This window comes from Zobellia uliginosa (assembly GCF_900156625.1).
GTDB lineage: Bacteria > Bacteroidota > Bacteroidia > Flavobacteriales > Flavobacteriaceae > Zobellia > Zobellia uliginosa.
On sequence record NZ_FTOB01000003.1, the window covers coordinates 578533 to 594087 of the forward strand.

Below are 15555 nucleotides of genomic sequence, written 5' to 3' on the forward strand. Positions count from 1 at the left end.
AAGGCGTTTTACGTTCGTCTTTCAAGCATAAAAACTTAATTTAGCGTTCTAAATTGTCTACCGTTGAATAAAAATTTACTTCAAGAATTAGCTGACTCGCTACAAGGTCGTGTTTTATCGGATAGTTTAACAAAAACCCTATATGCCACCGATGCTTCGGTCTATAGAAAAATTCCTACGGCCGTTACTTTCCCGGAAACCGTAGAGGATCTAAAAACCTTGGTCCGGTTTGCCAACAAGCATAAAATAGGCCTAATTCCTAGAACCGCAGGTACCTCCTTGGCGGGGCAAGTAGTGGGTGAGGGAATCGTTGTAGATACCTCCAAGCACTTTACAAAAATCGTTAGTGTCGATGAGAAAAACAAACAGGTTACGGTACAGCCCGGCGTCATTCGCGATGAGCTAAACCAATTCTTGGAGCCTTACGGCCTGTTCTTCGGCCCCAATACCTCTACGGCCAACCGATGTATGATCGGGGGTATGGTAGGAAACAATTCTTCGGGTACGACTTCTATCAAGTACGGTATTACACGCGAAAAGGTAGTTTCCTTAAAAACCATATTGTCCGATGGCAGTGAAGTGGAATTCAAGGCCCTTACCGCCTCGGAATTCGAAGAGAAAAAGAGCCTGAACACTATGGAGGGCACCATCTATAGGGAGATTTATAGGGAATTGTCGCCCAAAGAGGTGCAAGAACGTATTTTTGAAGAGTTTCCTAAACCTGAGATACACCGAAGGAACACGGGCTATGCGGTAGATGAGTTGTTGAATACCAACGTATTTGGCGATACCGATAAAAAAATAAATGTCTGTAAATTGTTGAGCGGTAGTGAGGGCACCTTGGCCTTTACTACGGAAATTACCTTAAGCCTTGATGAGATACCGCCCAAGTTGCAGGCTATGGTGGTCACCCACTACAGGACCTTGGAGGACTGTTTGACGGATGTGGCCCCCGTTATGAAACACGATCTGCACCTGTGTGAAATGATGGACAAGGTGATCTTGGACTGTACAAAGAACAACAGGGAGCAGCTGAAGAACCGGTTTTTTGTGGAAGGCGATCCGGCGGCACTATTAATGTTGGAAGTAAAGGCGCATACCGAAGAAGATTTGGAGCGACAGCTAAAAGAATTACATACCACTATCGAGGCCTCTGGCCTAAGTTATGCCAGCCCCGTACTCTATGGGGCCGATGTAAACAAGGCCGTAGCATTGCGTAAGGCGGGACTGGGGCTTTTAGGAAACATGGTCGGTGACCGTAAGGCGGTCGCCTGTATTGAGGATACTGCGGTAGCCCTTGATGACCTAAAGCCTTTTATATCGGAGTTCACGAAAATCATGGACGGCTATAAGCAATCGGCCGTTTACTACGCCCATGCCGGGGCGGGGGAATTGCACTTGCGGCCGATCTTAAACCTGAAAAAATCAGATGATGTGGCCATGTTCAGGGGGATTACCACCGATGTGGCGCGGTTGACCAAAAAATACAAAGGCTCGTTCAGCGGGGAACATGGGGACGGAATCGTACGTGCCGAATTTATACCGATCATGGTCGGGGAGGAAAATTATCAGTTGTTGAGACGGATAAAATCCTTTTTTGACCCTGAGGGGATTTTTAATCCCGGTAAGATTGTCGATGCCTATCCCATGGATGAATCCCTTCGCTATGAAGTAGACCGCAAGGAACCTGAAATCAAGACCTTATTGGATTTTTCCGATTCGGAAGGTATTCTTAAGGCTACCGAAAAATGTAACGGAGGCGGAGACTGTAGGAAAACCGAAAATGCGGCCGGGGCCATGTGCCCAAGCTTTCACGCGACAAGGGACGAAAAGAATACGACAAGGGGAAGGGCCAATGCCCTTCGGGAATATTTGACGGTCGGGGAGAAGAAAAACAACTTCGACCAAAAGGAACTCAAAGAGGTTTTTGACCTCTGTTTGAGCTGCAAGGCCTGCGCTACGGAATGTCCGAGTAATGTAGACGTGGCTACCTTAAAGGCCGAATTTTTGTATCAGTACCAAGAAGCGAACGGCTACCCCTTGAGGAGCAAATTGTTTGCCTACAATACTCGCTTGAACAAATTGGGAAGTAAGGTGCCGGGCTTGACCAATGCCGTTTACGAATCGAAGTTTTTGAGTGGTTTATTAAAGAAATCTTCAGGGGTCGCTCCCGAGCGAAACCTACCCAAGGTTTATAGCTTTGATTTCGATGAATACCTGCAATCGATTAGAGCACAGTATACTGTAAGTAAAAGAAAAATAGTTTTATATATTGATGAATTCAGTCAGTACCTCGATGTTGAGCTAGGGAAAGATGCCATCGTCTTATTGGTGAAATTGGGCTATGACCTTCAATTGTTCTATGGGGAAAGTGGTCGTACCTACTTGTCAAAGGGCTTTTTAAAACAGGCTAAAAAATTGGCATTGGCGAATATTCCCAAGCTAAAGGCATTTGCTGATGCGGGACTTCCCGTAGTCGGTTTGGAGCCTTCTGCCATTTTAACCTTTCGCGATGAGTACAAGCGTTTCTCGCAAGATCCTGAGGTAACCGATGCCATAGCGCTCAATGCCTATTTGGTAGAGGAGTTTTTGGCAAAGGAAATAGAGGGCAACCAACTTTCCTCCGAACTGTTTACCAAAGAGGCCAAGACCGTTAAGATTCACTCGCATTGCCATCAAAAGGCCTTGAGTAACCAAAAAGTGACCTTTGATGTGCTTAATCTTCCCGAGAACTACAAGGTTTCCATCATCAGTTCGGGCTGTTGTGGTATGGCCGGTTCCTTTGGTTATGAAAAGGAGCATTACGAGGTAAGTATGAAGGTAGGGGAACTCAAGCTTTTTCCTTCCGTTAGAAAATCGCCGGAAGACACCATTATATCCGCTAACGGTACGAGTTGTAGGCATCAGATCTACGACGGTACCAAACGTGAGGCCCAGCACCCGGTAAGTATATTGAAGAACGCTTTGGTATAGGGGTCTAGGGCAGGGGAGGTTCGCCTTCCCTTTCGCGCCGCTCCGCCGTATCGGCAATGGAGTCGATCAGGTCTTGAATGTTCATGTTCTTCAGTTCTTCGTCCATAAAAAACGGCGAAAGCTTGTCGTGATTGTACCGGTAGACCTTCCAGCGCTTTAAGGAGTACTCCAAGGCGGTCAAATTTTCGACCCAATCGCCCGAATTGAGGTAAGTACAGGCTCCTTTATTGGTTTCGTATACGATTTTTTTAGGCTGGTGTATGTGTCCGCATACCACATAATCGTAGTCGTTTTCAATGGCGACCTCCGCTACCGAGCGTTCAAAGTTGGCGGTGTACTGAAGACTTTTATGGGCATTGTCCCTGATTTTTTTTGAAAGGGAATATTTTTCCCTGCCTATCTTTTTTAGTGACCAGTTAAAGGTTTTGTTGGCGGCAAAGAGCAAGACGTATCCGTATCCGCCCAATTTGGTAAGCCATTTGGTGTTTTTTATGGAAATATCGAAAATGTCACCGTGAAAGAACCAGGTCTTTTTGCCGTTCAGGTTCAGTACCAATTTGTCCACAATTTTTAGGTTGCCCAGGGCTAGGCCCGAAAAACGACGCATGGCGTCATCGTGGTTGCCTGTAATGTAGTACACCTCCGTGCCCTTCATGGAAAGGGTGATAATCTTGCGCAGTATTTTTGAATGGATAGGGGGGAAGAAGCTTTCTTTGTGGCGTTGGACTTCTAGAATGTCCCCGTTGAGCACCAATATTTTAGGTTGTACGCTGCTCAAATAGGTCAATAGCTCATCGGCATGGCACTCCCGCGTGCCCAAATGAACATCGGAAATTACTACGATGTCTAATTTTCGTTTTTTCATGTGCTCTGGTGGTTTGATGTGGAAAAAAAGTCCTTTACCTTTGAAGTCATGGCAATCGATTTGATGATCAATTTGTTTGTTGTGAGGACTTTATACAAATAAAACCTATGGATGTAAAGGGAATGTCAAATAGATGATATCAATACATTTTGAAACCATTAAATAAACATTAAGTCAGCTTTGGTTTGGGATAGGGGGAAATAGGGAAAACTGAATTTTGGTGGACAGTAATTTAAGATTTACCTTTGGTCGGCAAGAAAAACAAGGAGAAAATTGCTTGGACGTATATACGGATACATGAAAGCTCTATTTTCGGGATTGTTTTTTACGATTTAATAACTCTTAATTTTTAGGAATGGCAGGAAACACTTTCGGTAATATATTTAAGGTCGCAACTTTTGGAGAATCCCATGGCGCGGCCATAGGAGGTGTTTTAGATGGATGTCCGTCAGGAATAGAAATCGATTTTGAAGCCATTCAGAAAGAGTTGGACCGAAGAAAACCGGGGCAATCGGCCATTGTGACCCAGAGAAAGGAGCCTGATACCGTTGAATTCTATTCGGGAATCTTTGAGGGAAAGACTACGGGTACGCCCATAGGTTTTGCCATTCACAATACCAATCAGAAATCACACGATTATTCCCATATCAAGGATTCTTATCGTCCTTCCCATGCCGATTACGTCTACGACAAGAAATATGGCTTTAGGGACTACCGGGGTGGGGGACGCAGTTCGGCCCGGGAAACGGCAAGTAGGGTAGTGGCAGGGGCTATAGCCAAGCAGTTTTTGTCCGACATGAAAATCAACGCCTATGTATCGCAAGTAGGTGCGATGAAAATGGAAACCCCTTATCAAGAACTCGACTTTTCGCTGATCGAATCGAATCCCGTTCGTTGTCCAGATCCGAAAATGGCGGCAAAGATGGAGGAATATATCAAAGAGATCAGAAAGGAAGGCGATACCATAGGCGGTATTATCACCTGTGTGATCCAAAATGTACCTATAGGCCTGGGTGAGCCCGCTTTCGATAAATTACATGCCGAATTGGGCAAGGCCATGCTGTCGATCAATGCCGTAAAAGGTTTTGAATATGGGAGCGGGTTTGCCGGCGTGGCCATGAAAGGGAGTGCGCATAACGACCAGTTCAATCAAGATGGTACCACAAAGACCAATCATAGCGGGGGTATACAAGGGGGGATCAGCAACGGAATGGATATTTACTTCAACGTGGCCTTTAAACCCGTAGCGACCGTTATTCAGCCGTATCAGACCATTGATAAAGACGGCAATTTCGTGCAGACCAAGGGCAAGGGGCGTCACGACCCTTGTGTGGTACCGCGTGCCGTGCCTATTGTTGAGGCGATGGCCGCATTGGTAATGGCGGATTTTAGCTTGCTAAATCGCACCATTAAGGCAAATTCATAATAAGATTATTGGCAATTCTTTAAATCCGGAGGCGATTTGTAGGTTGCTTTTCAGCTTTCGGGTCAAAAACAGTATATTACTTGCTTAAACTTTGATGCATGCGAAAATTGGAATTACATTGGAGGATCCTGATAGGAATGATATTGGGTATTCTCTTTGGCTTTGGAATGACTAATGTGGATTGGGGGAAGGATTTTGTACTAGACTGGATAAATCCTCTCGGAACCATTTTTGTAAAACTCTTGAAGCTTATTGCAATTCCGCTAATCTTGGCTTCGCTCATAAAAGGGATATCCGATCTAAAGGATATATCTAAATTCCGAAATATTGGTCTGCGTACCATTGCCATTTATATCGGTACTACGGTGGTCGCTATTTCCATCGGACTTATTTTGGTCAATCTTTTAAAGCCGGGCATCGGTATATCTGAAGATACTATTACCCAGCTCACGGAAACATACTCGAACGACAGTGGGGTTACCTCGAAGCTGGAGGAGGCCTCTAAGCAGAAAGATAGTGGTCCGCTTCAGTTTTTGGAAGATATGGTGCCCGATAACGCCTTTAAGGCCTTGGGGGATAACAGCTTGATGCTTCAGGTTATCTTCTTTACCATATTTATGGGTATTTCGATGCTCCTTATAGGGGAGGAAAGGGCCCGGCCTTTAAAGAACTTCTTCGATGCCATGAACGATGTGGTGTTGAAAATGGTCGACCTTATCATGCTTACCGCGCCTGTTGCCGTTTTTGCCTTATTGGCCAACGTAGTGGTTTCCTCGGGGGATTCCAATCTGTTGTTTGCGCTATTGAAGTATGCCGGGGTCGTCACCTTGGGCTTGGTTTTAATGATCGTGTTCTACAGTCTTGTCGTGGCTACATTTACCCGTTATAATCCTTGGGCTTTCTTAAAAGAAATGAGTCCCGCCCAGCTTTTGGCCTTTTCTACCAGTTCCAGTGCGGCAACCTTGCCGGTAACCATGGAAAGGGTAGAGGAGCATATTGGGGTGGATAAGGAGGTATCGAGTTTTGTGCTGCCCGTTGGAGCTACGATCAATATGGACGGAACGAGCCTTTATCAAGGGGTGGCCGCGGTATTCATTGCCCAGGCCCTCAGTTTTGATTTGCCGTTTTCCGCCCAATTGACCATTGTGCTCACGGCCCTGTTGGCTTCTATCGGTTCGGCCGCCGTACCCGGAGCGGGTATGGTTATGTTGGTCATCGTTTTAGAGGCCATCGGTTTTCCCGAAGACAAACTGGCCATTGGCCTGGCCTTGATTTTTGCCGTAGACCGACCCTTGGATATGTTGCGTACGGTGGTAAACGTTACCGGTGACGCCTGTGTGGCCATGATGGTCGCCAAATCGGTCGGAAAGCTCGGAAAACCCAAAGTGCAGAATTGGGACGATTATTACGACGAGGTGAAATAATTTCCTAAGTCCTTCTTGTAGACCATCTTTTTTAAAGAAGTTGTGTTATTCTAAAAACTTGGCCCTTAGTTCAGGGGTCGGTACCATGCAATGCTCTTTTTTGCCGTACCATTTGTAGCGGTTCCGTGCGATAAAATCGTATACGATATCACGTAAACTCCTGGGAATCCATAGTAAAATGGATGAAAGGGTTTTGTATCCCTTCAATTGTTTCCCGATTTCCAGGGCGGCATCGGATTTGATGTAGTAGGCGACACCTGGGTCGATAAGGATGATGGAATCTATGCTGTCGGAGTCGATATTTCGTTCCGCAATCAACTTCTTTCCAAGTTCGCTTTGTAGCGGGGCATAGCGGAATACATCCAAGGTGTCCCTCTTTATGACAAATTGAACGGCCCCGTTACAGAGGTTGCAAACGCCGTCAAAAAGAATGATTTGTTTTGAATTTTCCACGTTGTAAAGGTAGTGTGCTATTTGATCAAGACCTAAATTTACAAGAGATTTAAGAGCTTGTCAAGCAAGGGGCCTTGGGTGTAAGGTTTTTTAGGAAGGTACGGGCATCACTTCTTCGTTCGTTCGACCAATTCCAGTTGGTCAACACTTACGTTTGTCGTGAATATACCGTAGTTTACAATGGCCTTGTTCTTTTCGAGGCTGTCTATGGTGCCAACGGATTTTCCGTCTTGCATGCGTACCCGGTCGCCTATTTTGAAAATGGGGCGCGGCTTGTTCTTCTCCTTGATGATTGCCTTTTTCTTTTCTACGATTTTTTTCTCGCGAATGACCTTGACCTCTTTCTGTACTTCTTGTACCACCTTGGCCTTCTTGGCGCGTTCGGCCTTGGCCTGTGTAGCGGTCTTTTTCTTGCGCTTGCTGTTTTCCGTTTCTACTATGCGCAGGAGTTCGGAGACCAGTACGCGTTTCTTTTTGTCGATAAAATAGCGGTCGGCGGCCTTGTCGACCTTATTGCCCAGTTGTACCATGCGCTGGTCGTGGTCGTAGAGCTCTTGGTAGTTCTCCAACTTGCTTTTTATCTTGGCGTTCAGCTTTTCGAGTCGGGCGGCTTCTTCCCTGGCCTTTGATTCTTCCTCTTGCAGTCTAGAACCCGTTTTAGCCATTTTGCTGCGTTCTTTTTGAAGTTTGGCTATGGTGGCATCAAAACGGACCTTACCGCGTTCTATCTTCTTCTTTGCCTTGTTTATGAGGCTGTAGGGGATGCCGTTCTTCTGTGCGACCTCAAAAGTAAAGGAGCTACCTGCTTCCCCCAAGACCAATTGAAAGGTGGGCTCAAGGGTTTTGCTATTGAATACCATATTGGCATTGGTGGTATGTGGCAGTTCGTCGGCCAGGGCTTTAAGGTTGGCGTAGTGGGTGGTGATGACCCCATAGGCTTCCCTTTCGTAAAAAACTTCCAAGAAGGCCTCGGCCAAGGCTCCACCTAATTCAGGGTCACTTCCGGTACCGAACTCATCGATAAGAAACAGGGTTTCCTTGTCGCAAATCCGCAAAAAGTTTTTCATGTTCTTTAAGCGGTAGCTGTAGGTGCTGAGATGGTTTTCTATGGATTGATTGTCGCCTATGTCGGTCAAAATGGTGTCAAACAAACAAACGGAACTCCTTTCGTGTACGGGAATTAGGAGTCCTGATTGAAGCATTACTTGAAGTAGCCCGATGGTCTTTAGGGTGATGCTTTTTCCCCCGGCATTGGGGCCACTGATGACGATGATCCGGTTTTCGGGATGCAGTTCAATGGTCTGTGGATAGGTTTCCGTATGCTGTAATTTATTGCTCAAATACAACAGGGGGTGGAAGGCATCTCGTAAATACAGCCTTTTGTCATTGTTGATTTCGGGCAGTAATGCGTTGGTGTCCGTGGCGTACGATGCCTTGGCGGCCGTGATGTCCATATGGGCGAGAAAGTCCTGGTACTCTGCCAATAACCAATCAAAGGGCCGTATTTGGTCCGTCAGTTCGTTTAAGATGCGTTGAATTTCCTCTTTTTCATCGTATTCCAGGTTGTTGAGCTCGCGGCTGTATTTTAGGGTGGCCTCGGGTTCGATGTATACGATGCTTCCCGTCTTGGAGGTGCCCATTACGGTGCCTTTTATTTTTCGGCGGTACATGGCCTTTACGGCCAAGACCCTTCGGTTTTCGACTACCGATTCCCTGATGTCGTCAAGATAGTCGGAGCCGTGGTAGGTGTTGAGGGCCGAGGCAAAGCTCTGTCCGATCTTGCCCTTCACCTGGTTCATCTGGCGGCGTATGTCGAAAAGTTTGTTCGAGGCCCTGTCCTTGACTTCCCCGAAACGGTCGATCACTAGGTCGATTTGCTTGGGAATATCGGTGTTCAATTCAATTTTATCGGAAACTTCAAAGAGTAAGGGGTAGTACTCCTTGAATTTTTTAAGGAATTTTTTCTGGGCGCCTACCGTGGTGCAAATGGTCGCAATCTTTTTAAAACTGCCCACTTCAAGGGTGGTGTTTTCGATACGGAGGAGCTGAAGTTCTTTGTTTATAGTGTCGAAACCATGGGGCGGGATGCGGTTTTCGCTGATAAAGGAGGATAGGTACTCCGCCGTTTGTCCTAAAATGGTAACAATGGATGCCTTATCGGCAATGGGGGCTATTTCCAATGCGCGTTCTTTTCCCAATTCGGTAGAGCAGCGGGCCGAAACCTGCTTTAAAACAGTAGGGAATTCTAGGTCTTGTACGGTTTTAGCGTGAATATTTGCCATTCTTAATTTATTGCGACGGCAAAGGTAGGCATTGGCGACGAGATGTGAAATCCTTGGGCTTGGGCGATAAAAGAGCTTTTATTCAATTCGTCTTCCCTGTGTGGTGAACGATAGTCCTTGTTGTGACATGGTCGAATTCATTATGCCTTCGAACAAGGGTTCGGGGCAACCTTTGGGGATTTTCCATTCAATGAGGAAATTAGAGCCGGTTCCGCCTTCGATATCGATCTCGTCAATGATGATTTCGGTGGTTTCCATAGGGGCGAGGTAAATGGGGTGGTCAAAATACGTACGGACCGCTTTGCCATGGGTGTCAAAATACTCCGCCTTTGTCAGGTAGACCGTATCCTTGTCGCTGGTGTTTCGCAAACTGGCCATTGCGGTCAGGTTGTGGGTCTTATGTTCCGAGATGCTATAGATTTGGGAATAGATGGAAAGGTAGGTTTTGCCGAATTCCAAGGAATCCTTCATTGAGATGTCTACCTTTCGCTTAGACCAGTTAACGGGGTCTATCGAGCTTATTTCCTTTTCCTCGATACAGCTGAACAGCAGGCTTAGGGTTGATAGGGTCAAAAGATATTTTTTCATTGTTCTCAGTGTTTAAAGGAACGCATCCTGTGGATGGCGCACTGTATTTTTTGAGTATTTTTGAAGCCGATGATAAAAGATTTCGAGGCTTGGTCCGGTTGTCGGCTATCATCACTGTAATACAAAAATGATAATAATAAATGACAGTACAAATACATAAAAGCTGGTTAGGGCCGCTTTCCGAAGAATTTGAACAAGCGTATTTTAAAGAGTTGACGGCCTTTGTTAGGGATGAATATACACGATATACCTGTTATCCCAAGGGGAAGGATATCTTTGCCGCCTTTGATCATAGCCCTTTTGATGCGACCAAGGTGGTGATCATCGGTCAGGATCCCTACCATGGCCCAGGCCAAGCGAACGGCCTTTGTTTTTCGGTAAAGGACGGGGTGCCCCACCCGCCATCCTTGGTCAATATTTTCAAGGAAATCGAAACCGATTTAGGGAAACCCTATCCCCAAAGTGGAAACCTTGAACGATGGGCCGATCAAGGGGTGCTTCTTTTGAATGCGACGCTTACCGTACGGGCCCATGAGGCGGGCAGCCATCAGAAAAAAGGGTGGGAAACCTTTACCGATGCGGTCATTAAAACGCTATCCAAGGAAAAAGAAGACCTTGTATTTCTACTTTGGGGCGGGTTCGCAAAGAAAAAAGCGGGGTTGATCGATAAGAACAAACACCATATCTTGACTTCTGGACATCCGTCGCCCTTAAGTGCCAATCGTGGCTATTGGTTCGGAAACAGACATTTTAGCCAGGTCAATGAAATTCTTGAAAAGAAAGGACTTAAGCCTATTAATTGGTAGTTTGGTTATCGGCAATGGCGTCTTCGAACCCTGTGTTTTTTGGCGGGAGGGGCTGTATCTCCGGTTTTACGCGTAAATATTCCTGATATTGATAGGGGTAGAGTACGTCTGCCATTTCAAAGCTTTCGTGCTTCGATATGGTTTTGAGGTGATGGCGTTTTTCCCCTTCTGACATGTTGGCATTATCTTCAATGGACTTTCGCTTCACCAAGTATTTGGCTACCGTACTTTGAAAATCTAATGCCTGTTCGGCGCCCATAACAAGGCTTGGTTGATATTCGGCCGTAATGTCCCTGGCTTTTTCGCGAATGTTACGGTCGATTTGAAGGGCGTAAAAGGTTTGTGCTTGTGCAAAAAGAATACCACAGAAAAATACAAGCACAACTAAAAACTGTGATGTTCTTGCTGGTTTGGTTTTCATTTTGAATAAGAATAAATTGAACTTTGGTTTAATCTAGCATAAAATTAAAATACAGTCCAATTCAAATCAAGGGGTCAATTGCTAAAAGTTTGTAAAATTTCGGCTGGTTTTAACTTTTTGTCGATTAACTTTAAGTTAAATAGGGTATCTATCACCTTTTCAATCGTTTGTGGACTCGTTTGAGTCTGTCCCCAGCGGGTCATTTTTAACCATTCTTTAATATCTTCAAGTTGTTGGCCGTATCTATTGGCCAGGGTGCGGTCAATACTCGGTATCTCCTTGAATTCCAAAGTGTAGTTGTTGATGATCTCTAAAATATGGTTTAGGGTGGCTGCCTCTTCATCGATAAATTTCTGTGTAGCGGCTACCACGAAACAGGGCCATGGGGTGGGGCAGTCGCCCAAGCGTCTAAAAACTCCTTGGTCTACTATAGGTTGGGTCGTAAAGTGCTCCCACATAAAATAGTCCGCCTGGCCTTCCGTCAAGGCGGTAACGGCCCCATCAAGGTTGTTGATAATTTCAAAGGAGAGGGAGTCGGTCGGCCATCCTTCGTTTTTGGCGTTTACAAAGGCCATTAAGTGGCTTCCACTACCTAGTCGGCTAATGGCGGCCTTGGTGTCCTTGAGGTCGGCTATGGATGTATATGGACTTTTGGCGCCTACGTGAATGCCCCATTGTAGGGGAGAGGAAATGTATTCTTGAACAATTCTGGTGGGATTCCCTTCGGTAATACTCTTTACAAGGCCTTCGGTCAAGATAATGGCCAGTTCGGTTTCCCGGTTTTGGAGCATTTGGCACATTTTGCCCGTTCCTTCGGGTATATCGGTCCATTCAAGGTCTATACCTCTTTCTTCAAAAGCCCCTTCTTCTATGGCCATATGCCAGGGAAGGTTGAAATGTTCGGGAACGCCTATGATTCTCACTTTCTTCATAATTGCTGTAATTCTGCTTGTAGCGGTAAAATTAAAAAAAAGAACGCCTTGACAATGCGATAAAACGAATGGATGTTAAGGTGTAGTCTTTTTGTGGATATGGGAAAAGTCGAACTGGATGTTCGTTTAGCCGGTGGTCAATTTTTCCAAGGTGTACCGGATCAGGTTTTCAACGGACTTGGTAGGCTCCGTGCTAAACGCGCCGGTTGCCCGATTGGCCAGAATGCAATTCATGGAAACGGCACGGTGTCCGAGTAATTTGGAAAGTCCGTAAATGCCCGAAGTCTCCATTTCAAGGTTGGTAATGTGTATGCCCTTGTATTCAAAAGAGTCGAGTTTGGCCTGTAGGTCTGGATCGCTCAGTTGGAGTCTTAAAACACGACTTTGTGGTCCGTAAAAGCCTATATTGGTTACGGTGGTACCTAATCGTATACGATTTGATATAAGTCGGTCGCCAAGGTTTTTGTCGTGTTTTACCACATAGGGCACCGATTTGTTCGGCGACCAATCGGCATGTGCTACAAAGGCTTTTGATATATCGGTTTCCTGTATGTGTTCGCTATCATAAAAGTGCAATAGGCCATCAAAACCCATGGCGTATTCGCTCATTAAAAAGGAGTCTATGGGAATGTCGGATCGGATAGATCCCGATGTGCCGATTCTTACGATATCCAATACCGTTTTCTCTTCTTTTGGACTTCGGGTGTCGAAATCGATATTGGCAAGGGCATCGAGTTCGTTGAAGACGATATCGATGTTGTCAGTGCCTATGCCTGTAGAGACGACCGAAAGGCGTTTGCCGTTCAGGGTTCCGGTATGGGTGTGGAATTCCCGTTTGCCTTTTTTTAGTTCTACGGTATCAAAAAACTTGGAAACCGCCCCTACGCGATCGGGGTCACCTACGGTAATGATGGTATGCCCGATATCCTCGGGGCGTAAATTTAAATGATAGATGCTCTTATCCGCATTTAAGACAAGCTCAGAGGGTCTTAATTGCATGCGGTTAGAGTTTTAAGATCCTATTCGCCTCGGTATTGTATAAAAAGTTGTACTTGAGGGCCCCGCCTAAATACACGTCGTTATCTTGAATGCACGAGTAGTAGCTGGTCTTGTTTTCGAGGATTTCCTTCCCTTTTTTCGATAATCGCACCGGGTTAAAGCTGGTGAACAAGGGTTTTAAGCGACCCAAGGCCCTATCGAACTGGTTATCGGTAAAACCGAGGAACTTTTGGTTTTCCATGATTTCGGAAACAAAGGCGCCTTTTGATTTTGGTTTCTTTTCCACGGCCAGCTGTAAAATACTGTTTTCCATCGCGTTCAGGCCGTTTTTTATACTTGGGAAACGGTGCAGGTGCGAATGTATGGCGTCGGAAAGGTAATTGAACTGAAACTCGCCGTAATCGGTAAGGTTCTCAAGGCGGATGGGGTTGTCGCTACAATACAGTTGCCATACGTAATCGGCATACTCTATATCGTCTTGACTTAATTCTATTTTGTTTTCGTATAGTTTCAAGAGCTGCTCATCGTTGAGCTCGTTGAGGGTGTACATTTTATTGGAGTCGTCTTCCTTACCGCTGCAGACCAGTGAAATCTGGGCATACTTGCGGTTGGTCTTTAGCCAGCTCAGTACGGCGATCATATTGATCTGACAAAAAAGGTCATACTCGAACCAAAGAACAATTTCATCTTGTTGCTTGTGGTTACATAGGGAACGATATTCCTTTAACGTTTTCTCTATAAACCAAGATTTTGAAACTTTATAGTTCTTGTTCAAAAACTCAAAACGGGCTTTCCAGAAAGGCTCGCTTCCCACGTTGGTCAGCGTTTTTCCTTCGCAGAGCATCTCACGCCATGTGATGATGTCCCCCTTAAGTTTTAATGATTTAAGTCTTTCCGTAAAGCTATCTCCGTTGGTGATGTGCAAAAGGGAACTCATTTAAGGTATAATTAGGTTCTAGTCAATAAAAGTACTATTTATTGAAAAAAAAGCAAAAATAATTAACACAATTACGGACTTGTTCTATATGTCGTGTCAGGGCTTGTGTTTACGGGACTTATCCGCCAACGCGTTTGACTGAAAAACCTTTTTCTTTCAATAAAGTCATAATGCGGTCCCTATAATCGCCCTGAATTATGATTTGTCCGTTTTTAAAAGAGCCCCCAACGCTGAGTTTGGTCTTAAGCTCTTTTGCCAATTTCTTAAAATCGCTTTCGGCACCGTTATAACCTTCTAAAATCGTGATAGGTTTTCCCTTTCGCTTTTCGTATTTGCAGATAATCGGGTCGTCTTGAAGCCAGATGTCACTTTTTTTCGCTGCCGTGGGTTCCGGGGTTTCGGGCTTGTGGTCCGGAAATAAGTTTTTGAGTTGGTCCTGTAAATCCATGCTTAACCTTTTATAAGTCCGAGTTCGATCAAACGCTCGTGAAGGAACTCCCCAGCGGTGATGTCTTCAAATTGTTTCGGGTGCGATTCGTCAACACAGTTTTCCAAACAGTTCAAGGGCATGCCGCTTATCGGGTGCATAAAGAAAGGAATGGAATAGCGTGAAGCGCCCCAAAGTTCCCTTGGCGGGTTGATCACCTGGTGTATAGTGGACTTCAATTTGTTGTTCGTGAGGCGCGATAGCATATCGCCTACGTTGATCATGAGCTGGTCGGGCCGTGCAATGGCATCTACCCACTCGCCCTTGTGGTTCTTCACTTGGAGTCCCCTTCCTTGGGCGCCCATTAATAAGGTAATAAGGTTAATATCGCCATGGGCGGCGGCACGTACCGCATTTTTAGGTTCGGAAGTTATAGGAGGGTAGTGAATCGGGCGGAGTATGGAATTCCCGTTCTTGATAAACTCGTCAAAGTAGTTTTCCTCCAAATCGAGGTGGAGGGCCAGGGCCCGTAATACGTATTTGGCCGTCTTTTCCAACATCTTATAGGTTTCCTTGCCTACCTCGTTGAACTTGGGCAGTTCGGCTACTTCAACATTGTCGGGGTATTCCGCTTCGAGCTTGGGGTCGTTTTCAACGTATTGGCCAAAGTGCCAAAACTCTTTAAGGTCGCCTTCTTTGCGTCCCTTGGCATGTTCCTTGCCGAAGGAAGTGTATCCGCGTTGTCCGCCAATGCCCTCTATTTCGTACTTGTCCTTCACCTCCTGGGGAAGGTCGAAGAATTTCTTTATTTCGTCGTATAGGTTCTTTACCAAGTCTTCCGATAGAAAATGACCGCTTAGGGCTACAAAGCCGATGTTCTCGAAAGCGGCGCCTATTTCTTTTATAAATTTCTCTTTTCTTTCGCTGTTGTCCGAAACAAAATCCCGTAAATCTACGCTAGGTATTGCACTCATGTGATTGCTTTATAATTTTTATCAAAGTTAGTAAAATATGGTCAACTA

The 15555-nt window shown here is 45.5% G+C and carries 14 protein-coding genes; 4 read left to right on the forward strand and 10 right to left on the reverse strand.

All coding sequences use genetic code 11. The features are described 5' to 3' along the window. The first annotated feature begins 63 nt into the window (after positions 1–63). Positions 64–2973 (forward strand): FAD-binding and (Fe-S)-binding domain-containing protein, encoded by a 2910-nt coding sequence (locus BW980_RS10970; protein WP_076455252.1) that lies wholly within the window; start codon positions 64–66, stop codon positions 2971–2973. 4 nt (positions 2974–2977) lie between these two features. On the opposite strand, the gene BW980_RS10975 is transcribed toward BW980_RS10970, so the two are convergent. Beyond that, on the reverse strand, positions 2978–3838 hold the full coding sequence (locus BW980_RS10975; RefSeq protein ID WP_076455253.1) for a UDP-2,3-diacylglucosamine diphosphatase: 861 nt from the start codon (positions 3836–3838) through the stop codon (positions 2978–2980). Between the two features lie 355 nt (positions 3839–4193). Here BW980_RS10975 and aroC point away from each other — a divergent pair, with 355 nt between their 5' ends. After that, entirely contained in the window at positions 4194–5264 is a 1071-nt protein-coding gene (gene aroC, locus BW980_RS10980; protein ID WP_076455254.1) for a chorismate synthase, read from the forward strand. A 98-nt stretch (positions 5265–5362) separates the two neighbouring features. Next, on the forward strand, positions 5363–6688 hold the full coding sequence (locus tag BW980_RS10985; protein WP_076455255.1) for a dicarboxylate/amino acid:cation symporter: 1326 nt from the start codon (positions 5363–5365) through the stop codon (positions 6686–6688). Between the two features lie 45 nt (positions 6689–6733). Here BW980_RS10985 and BW980_RS10990 read toward each other — a convergent pair whose 3' ends face one another. From BW980_RS10990 to BW980_RS11000, 3 genes are all read right to left on the reverse strand, one after another. After that, positions 6734–7141 carry a thiol-disulfide oxidoreductase DCC family protein gene (locus BW980_RS10990; RefSeq protein WP_245800037.1) on the reverse strand — a complete coding sequence of 136 codons (408 nt, stop codon included), beginning with the start codon at positions 7139–7141 and terminating at the stop codon, positions 6734–6736. 107 nt (positions 7142–7248) lie between these two features. Further along, the gene (locus tag BW980_RS10995; RefSeq protein ID WP_076455257.1) at positions 7249–9423 is read right to left on the reverse strand and encodes an endonuclease MutS2; all 2175 of its coding nucleotides are present in this window, start codon (positions 9421–9423) and stop codon (positions 7249–7251) included. Positions 9424–9501: 78 nt separating this feature from the next. Continuing rightward, on the reverse strand, positions 9502–10011 hold the full coding sequence (locus BW980_RS11000; protein WP_076455258.1) for a DUF3124 domain-containing protein: 510 nt from the start codon (positions 10009–10011) through the stop codon (positions 9502–9504). A 140-nt stretch (positions 10012–10151) separates the two neighbouring features. Here BW980_RS11000 and BW980_RS11005 point away from each other — a divergent pair, with 140 nt between their 5' ends. Continuing rightward, on the forward strand, positions 10152–10817 hold the full coding sequence (locus BW980_RS11005; protein ID WP_076455259.1) for a uracil-DNA glycosylase: 666 nt from the start codon (positions 10152–10154) through the stop codon (positions 10815–10817). Here BW980_RS11005 and BW980_RS11010 read toward each other — a convergent pair. From BW980_RS11010 to BW980_RS11035, 6 genes are all read right to left on the reverse strand, one after another. Further along, entirely contained in the window at positions 10807–11238 is a 432-nt protein-coding gene (locus tag BW980_RS11010; RefSeq protein WP_076455260.1) for a hypothetical protein, read from the reverse strand. The two genes, BW980_RS11005 and BW980_RS11010, sit on opposite strands and share 11 nt — an antisense overlap. Positions 11239–11312: 74 nt before the next feature. Then, positions 11313–12170, reverse strand: a complete 858-nt coding sequence (locus BW980_RS11015; RefSeq protein ID WP_076455261.1) for a substrate-binding domain-containing protein — start codon at positions 12168–12170, stop codon at positions 11313–11315. A gap of 126 nt (positions 12171–12296) precedes the next feature. Continuing rightward, the gene (locus BW980_RS11020; protein WP_076455262.1) at positions 12297–13169 is read right to left on the reverse strand and encodes a nucleoside phosphorylase; all 873 of its coding nucleotides are present in this window, start codon (positions 13167–13169) and stop codon (positions 12297–12299) included. A gap of 4 nt (positions 13170–13173) precedes the next feature. Beyond that, positions 13174–14106, reverse strand: coding sequence for a DUF1835 domain-containing protein (locus BW980_RS11025; RefSeq protein WP_076455263.1), 933 nt, complete (start codon positions 14104–14106; stop codon positions 13174–13176). Positions 14107–14224: 118 nt separating this feature from the next. Next, complete coding sequence (locus BW980_RS11030; protein ID WP_076455264.1) at positions 14225–14554, reverse strand: translation initiation factor; 330 nt, start codon at positions 14552–14554, stop codon at positions 14225–14227. Positions 14555–14556: 2 nt separating this feature from the next. After that, the gene (locus tag BW980_RS11035) at positions 14557–15507 is read right to left on the reverse strand and encodes an isopenicillin N synthase family dioxygenase (protein WP_076455265.1); all 951 of its coding nucleotides are present in this window, start codon (positions 15505–15507) and stop codon (positions 14557–14559) included. Between the last annotated feature and the right edge of the window lie 48 nt (positions 15508–15555).

Excerpts from the sequence above, each read along its gene's own strand:
- BW980_RS10975 (WP_076455253.1), bottom strand. The coding sequence starts at position 3,838 with ATGAAAAAACGAAAATTAGACATCGTAGTAATTTCCGATGTTCATTTG.
- aroC (WP_076455254.1), top strand. The coding sequence starts at position 4,194 with ATGGCAGGAAACACTTTCGGTAATATATTTAAGGTCGCAACTTTTGGA.
- BW980_RS10985 (WP_076455255.1), top strand. The coding sequence starts at position 5,363 with ATGCGAAAATTGGAATTACATTGGAGGATCCTGATAGGAATGATATTG.
- BW980_RS10995 (WP_076455257.1), bottom strand. The coding sequence starts at position 9,423 with ATGGCAAATATTCACGCTAAAACCGTACAAGACCTAGAATTCCCTACT.
- BW980_RS11000 (WP_076455258.1), bottom strand. The coding sequence starts at position 10,011 with ATGAAAAAATATCTTTTGACCCTATCAACCCTAAGCCTGCTGTTCAGC.
- BW980_RS11005 (WP_076455259.1), top strand. The coding sequence starts at position 10,152 with ATGACAGTACAAATACATAAAAGCTGGTTAGGGCCGCTTTCCGAAGAA.
- BW980_RS11010 (WP_076455260.1), bottom strand. The coding sequence starts at position 11,238 with ATGAAAACCAAACCAGCAAGAACATCACAGTTTTTAGTTGTGCTTGTA.
- BW980_RS11015 (WP_076455261.1), bottom strand. The coding sequence starts at position 12,170 with ATGAAGAAAGTGAGAATCATAGGCGTTCCCGAACATTTCAACCTTCCC.
- BW980_RS11020 (WP_076455262.1), bottom strand. The coding sequence starts at position 13,169 with ATGCAATTAAGACCCTCTGAGCTTGTCTTAAATGCGGATAAGAGCATC.
- BW980_RS11025 (WP_076455263.1), bottom strand. The coding sequence starts at position 14,106 with ATGAGTTCCCTTTTGCACATCACCAACGGAGATAGCTTTACGGAAAGA.
- BW980_RS11030 (WP_076455264.1), bottom strand. The coding sequence starts at position 14,554 with ATGGATTTACAGGACCAACTCAAAAACTTATTTCCGGACCACAAGCCC.
- BW980_RS11035 (WP_076455265.1), bottom strand. The coding sequence starts at position 15,507 with ATGAGTGCAATACCTAGCGTAGATTTACGGGATTTTGTTTCGGACAAC.